Genomic DNA, 1,620 nt, shown 5'->3' with positions numbered 1-1,620 from the left:
GTCGGGACTGGGGCGCTGCGCAATCTCCATGCTGCTGCGTATCTGGGTGGGGATAGGTACGTTGTCCAGCCCGTGAATGCGCAGGATCTCCTCCACCACGTCGGCTTCGCGGGTCACATCGGGCTTGTCGGTGGGAATGACGGCGACAAAATCCGTATCTGTTTCATTATCAATGCCGATTTCGAGCGCAGCGAGGATTTTTTTGATTCTTTCTTTCGATAAATTTTCCCCGATCAAAGCGTTCACACGGGCGTACCCGCAGGTCACGCGGGCGGGTAAAACCGGATTCGGGTAAATATCCACCCCATCGGAAGCGATTTCGCCACCGGCAATTTCGACGATGAGTTGGGCGGCGCGTTCGAGAGCGCGGCGGCAGCCGTTGGGGTCCACGCCTTTTTCAAAACTCCAGGCGGCGTCGGTGCGCAGGTTGTGGCGCAGCATGGAGCGGCGTATCCATTTAGGGTTGAAAAAAGCGCTTTCGAGGAAAATAGCGGTCGTTTTTTCGGAAACGCCGCTGCTGAAGCCGCCGAACACGCCACCGATACACATAGGGGTAGACTCCGCGTCGCAGATCATCAGGTCTTCGGCGAAGAGTTTGCGTTCCACCTCGTCGAGCGTTTTGAAAGGGGTACCTTCCGGTAGTGTTTTTACCAGGATTTTTCCGCCCTTAATTTCTGCCAGGTCGAAAGCGTGCAGCGGCTGACCGAGTTCGACGCGGACGTAGTTGGTGATGTCCACTACGTTGTTGATGGGGCGCTGGCCTACAGCCAGCAGGCGGTTTTTGAGCCAGTCGGGGCTTTCGGCGACCTGGATGCCCCTGATCACCATACCTGTATAACGGGGGCATGCTTCCGCGTTTAAAACTTCAACCCCGAAATTGATTGCGGATTGCGGATTGCGGATTGCGGATTGCGGATTGCGGAGTTGGATATCCCGGTTTTCCTGCACGCGGAGATATGCGGCCAGGTCCTTCGCCACGCCGAAATGGTTGGTCGCGTCGGCGCGGTTGGGCGTCAGGCCAATCTCGATGACCGTATCGGATTCTTGCCGGAGATAGGCGGCTGCGCTGATGCCAAGCGGCGTTTCGTCAGGCAAAATCATGATGCCGGAGTGGTCGTGGCCGATGCCAAGTTCGTCCTGGGCGCAAATCATCCCTTGCGAAGGCACGCCCTTGACCTTGCGCTCGCCGATTTGAAACAATTGGCCGTCTTTGCTGAAAACATTGGCGCCCGGTAGGGCCACGAGGACTTTCTGGCCCGCAGCCACATTGGGCGCACCGCACACAATGGAACGCACGGTGCCGTCGCCAACATCCACTCTGGTAGCGGACAGGTGGTCGGTATCGGGTATACGTTCGCACTCCAACACCTTGCCTGTGAATACTTTATCCAGATCGACTGGCGAGGGTCGCACCGTTTCCCAACCTTCCACCTCCAGTCCCAGCGATGTCAGTATGTCGGCGATTTCAGAGGGTGATTTATCTAAGTCGAGAAAATCTCGAAGCCAGTTCAGCGAAACCTTCATTTTTCCTCAAAAAACAATTCGCGCTCGGTTTTCGGCGCGGGGATTCAACAAGTTGGGCAAAAGTAGAGAGAATCCCTGAAAAGGAAAGAAAAAAGG

The 1,620-nt window shown here is 56.1% G+C and carries 1 pseudogene; it reads right to left on the bottom strand.

Going from position 1 to position 1,620, the window contains the following annotated elements:
- Positions 1–1,524 (bottom strand): annotated as a pseudogene (gene pheT / locus IT444_14220) (phenylalanine--tRNA ligase subunit beta).
- Positions 1,525–1,620: the final 96 nt, after the last annotated feature.

The sequence above is a fragment of the Phycisphaeraceae bacterium genome, from assembly GCA_020851465.1.
GTDB lineage: Bacteria > Planctomycetota > Phycisphaerae > Phycisphaerales > Phycisphaeraceae > JADZCR01.
This window is presented reverse-complemented; position numbering and strand designations above follow the sequence as displayed.